Origin of the sequence: Inquilinus sp. (assembly GCF_039594555.1) — a bacterium.
In the GTDB taxonomy this organism is placed as follows: Bacteria; Pseudomonadota; Alphaproteobacteria; order DSM-16000; family Inquilinaceae; genus Inquilinus.
This window is the reverse complement of the sequence record NZ_JBCNNF010000560.1, coordinates 1-3,547: the sequence shown is the minus strand read 5'-3', so window position 1 is coordinate 3,547 and position 3,547 is coordinate 1. Positions and strand designations below refer to the sequence as shown.

Annotated in this window: 4 protein-coding genes; all 4 read left to right on the top strand. The window is 68.8% G+C overall.

Annotated features, from left to right (window positions below):
• A partial coding sequence (locus ABDW35_RS33990; protein ID WP_343718270.1) for a KUP/HAK/KT family potassium transporter occupies positions 1–976 on the top strand: 976 nt, incomplete at its 5' end.
• A gap of 120 nt (positions 977–1,096) precedes the next feature.
• The gene (locus tag ABDW35_RS33985; RefSeq protein WP_343718269.1) at positions 1,097–1,801 is read left to right on the top strand and encodes a CoA transferase subunit A; all 705 of its coding nucleotides are present in this window, start codon (positions 1,097–1,099) and stop codon (positions 1,799–1,801) included.
• 18 nt (positions 1,802–1,819) lie between these two features.
• Positions 1,820–2,464: a CoA transferase subunit B gene (locus ABDW35_RS33980; protein WP_343718268.1), complete on the top strand. Its 645-nt coding sequence runs from the start codon at positions 1,820–1,822 to the stop codon at positions 2,462–2,464.
• A 10-nt stretch (positions 2,465–2,474) separates the two neighbouring features.
• Positions 2,475–3,377 (top strand): polysaccharide deacetylase family protein, encoded by a 903-nt coding sequence (locus ABDW35_RS33975; protein WP_343718267.1) that lies wholly within the window; start codon positions 2,475–2,477, stop codon positions 3,375–3,377.
• The last annotated feature ends 170 nt before the right edge of the window (positions 3,378–3,547 follow it).

Below are 3,547 nucleotides of genomic sequence, written 5' to 3'. Positions count from 1 at the left end.
AATCGCCTCCCAGGCCGTGATCTCCGGCGCCTTCTCGGTGAGCCAGCAGGCGGCCCAGCTGGGCTACATGCCGCGGCTGGAGGTGCGCCACACCTCGGCCGAGGAGAAGGGCCAGATCTACATCTCGCGGATCAACTGGTCGCTCTATGCGGCGGTGGTGATCCTGGTGGTCGGCTTCGGCTCCTCCAGCGCCCTGGCCGGGGCTTACGGCATCGCCGTCACCGGCACCATGGCCGTGACCAGCGTGCTGGCCTATCTGGTCGCCCGCCACCGCTGGGGCTGGAGCCGCTGGACCGCAGCGCCGCTGTTCGCCACCTTCCTGTTCATCGACCTGGCCTTCTTCGGCGCCAACACCATCAAGATCCTGCATGGCGGCTGGTTCCCGCTGGTGCTGGCGGTGGCGCTGACGACGCTGATGTGGGTGTGGCGCAAGGGGCGCGAGATCCTGTACCGGCGCCGCTACCGCGACGCCATCCCGCTGGCCACCTTCGTCGACGGCAAGATGTACAAGCGCGCGCATCGCGTGCCCGGCACCGGCATCTTCATGACCGGCAATGTCGGCGTCGTGCCCTTCGCCCTGCTGCACAACCTGAAGCACAACAAGATCATCCATGAGCGGGTGGTGCTGCTGAAGGTCGAGACCACGGACGAGCCGCGGGTCGATGACGAGCAGCGCATCGAGATCAAGGACCTGGGCGACGGCTTCTACACCGTGATCGTGCGCTACGGCTTCCAGCAGCAGCCGGACATCCCGCGCGCCTTGGCCGCCTGCTCGTCCAAGGGGCTTGGCTTCAACATGGCCGACACGTCGTTCTTCATGAGCCGGGAATACTTCGTGCCGTCGCCGCGGCCGGAGCTGCCGCCCTGGCAGGAATGGCTGTTCATCCTGATGTCGAACAACGCGCTGAGCGCGACGGAGTTCTTCCGCATCCCGGCCAACCGGGCGGTGGAGCTGGGCTCGCATCTGGAGATCTGAGGGCCCCTTCGCGAGCCCCTGGCGCAAACCGGACGGGGCGCGGCGCGGGCTCGATTGACACCTGCCCGCCGCCCCGCTTTAGTCCCTCCGCGCCCAGTTGATGCTGACGGGAGTGACGGGATGAAGAAGGTCTATCCGGATGCCACGGCGGCGCTGGCCGGCGTGCTCCGCGACGGGATGATGGTGATGGCCGGCGGATTCGGCCTGTGCGGCATCCCGGAGAAGCTGATCGACGCCATCGCGCTCAGCGGCGTCACCGGCCTGACGGTGGTGTCGAACAATTGCGGCATCGACGGCGTCGGCCTCGGCAAGCTGCTCGAGCGCGGCCAGATCAAGAAGATGATCTCGTCCTATGTCGGCGAGAACAAGCTGTTCGCCCAGCAGTACCTGTCCGGCGCGCTGGAGCTGGAGTTCAACCCGCAGGGCACGCTGGCCGAGCGCATCCGCGCCGGCGGCGCCGGCATCCCCGCCTTCTTCACCAAGACCGGCGTCGGCACCATCGTCGCCGAGGGCAAGGAGGTGCGTGAGTTCGACGGCGCCCAGTATGTGATGGAGCGCGGGCTGTTCGCCGACCTGGCCATCGTCAAGGCCTGGAAGGGCGACACCGAGGGCAACCTGATCTACCGGAAGACCGCGCGGAACTTCAATCCGATGATGGCGACCGCGGCCAAGGTGACGGTGGCCGAGGTCGAGGAGCTGGTGGATGTCGGCGGGCTGGACCCGAACCAGATCCACACCCCCGGCATCTATGTGAAGCGCATCCTTCAGGGCAAGGACTACGAGAAGCGCATCGAGCAGCGCACCACCCGCCCGCGTGCGGCCTGAGCGAGGGAGAGCATCATCATGCCCTGGACCCGTGAGCAGATGGCCGCCCGCGCCGCGAAGGAGCTGCAGGACGGCTTCTACGTCAATCTCGGCATCGGCATCCCGACGCTGGTGGCGAACTACATCCCCGACGGCGTGACCGTGGCGCTGCAGAGCGAGAACGGCATGCTGGGCATGGGCCCCTTCCCCTATGAGGGCGAGGAGGACCCGGACCTGATCAACGCCGGCAAGCAGACGATCACCGAGCTGCCACAGTCGAGCTATTTCAGCTCGGCCGACAGCTTCGCCATGATCCGCGGCGGCCATATCGACCTGTCGATCCTCGGCGCCATGCAGGTGTCGAAGGAGGGCGACCTCGCCAACTGGATGATCCCCGGCAAGATGGTGAAGGGGATGGGCGGGGCGATGGACCTGGTCGCCGGCGTCAAGCGCGTCGTCGTGATCATGGAGCACAACGCCAAGGACGGCACACCGAAGCTGCTGAACGCCTGCGACCTGCCGCTGACCGGCAAGGCCGTGGTCGACCTGGTGATCACTGAGCTCGGCGTGTTCGAGATCGGGCCGCAGGGCCTGACCCTGATCGAGGTCGCCGACGGCGTCACCGTCGACGAGATCCGGGCCAAGACCGAAGCGCCCTTCGCCACCCGGCCCGGCCTCGCCTGACCCCGCCCCGATGACGGGGGCGCCGCTGGCGGGCCATGACCGCTACGGCTACAGCGCGATCACCCGCCGGCCGGGCACGGCCTGGCCGGACGGGACCCGCCTTGCCGTCTATCTCGGCCTCAACCTCGAGCATTTCGCCTTCGGCGAGGGGCTGGGCGCCGAGCTGGCGCCGGGCGGGCCGCAGCCGGACGTGCTGAACTATGCCTGGCGCGACTACGGCAACCGGGTCGGCGCCTGGCGCCTGCTGGAGCTGTTCGACAGCCTGGCCCTGCCCTGCTCCGCCATCGTCAACGCCTCGATCTACGACCATTGCCCGGAGCTGCCGGCCGCCTTCCAGGCCCGCGGCGACGAGATCGTCGGCCACGGCCACAGCAATTCCGAGCGCCAGGGCGTGCTGGCCGAGGCGGAGGAGGCGGCGCTGATCCGCCGCGCCACCGACGCCATCGCCCGCCATGCCGGCGCGCCGCCGAAGGGCTGGCTCGGCCCCTGGATCTCGCAGAGCCACCGCACCCCCGACCTGCTGCACGAGGCGGGCTACGACTACCTGCTGGACTGGTGCCATGACGACCAGCCGGTGTGGATGCGCACCCGGACGGGGCGCATCCTGTCGGTGCCCTATCCGCAGGAGCTGAACGACATCCCGGCGATCGTGGCGCGCAAGATGAACGCCGACGCCTTCGCCGACATGATCATCGGCCAGTTCGACGAGATGCTGGAGCAGCAGGCGCATGGCCAGGCGCTGGTGATGGGCATGGCGCTGCATCCCTACATCGTCGGCCAGCCCTACCGGCTGCGCCAGCTGCGCCGCGCCTTGGCCCATATCGCCGCCCGGCGCGGCGAGGTCTGGATCACCACCGCCGGCGCCATCGCCGCCCACGCCGCGGCCCTGCCGCCGGGGATCGTGCCGGATTGAGCGCGGGGGCCAGCCGCGACGCTTGCCCCGGCCCGGTTCGAAGCCCAGATTAGAGCTTTCGCACATGCGAGAGAGCGGTCCCATGCCCGACGGCACTCCGGAGGCAAGCCTCAAGCTCGTGGCCGACATCACGGCGGTCGACGCCGCTGCCTGGGATGCCTGCGCCGGGC

Bases quoted from the DNA above. Each gene is read 5' to 3' on its own strand.
- ABDW35_RS33985 (WP_343718269.1), top strand. From the start codon at position 1,097: ATGAAGAAGGTCTATCCGGATGCCACGGCGGCGCTGGCCGGCGTGCTC.
- ABDW35_RS33980 (WP_343718268.1), top strand. From the start codon at position 1,820: ATGCCCTGGACCCGTGAGCAGATGGCCGCCCGCGCCGCGAAGGAGCTG.
- ABDW35_RS33975 (WP_343718267.1), top strand. From the start codon at position 2,475: ATGACGGGGGCGCCGCTGGCGGGCCATGACCGCTACGGCTACAGCGCG.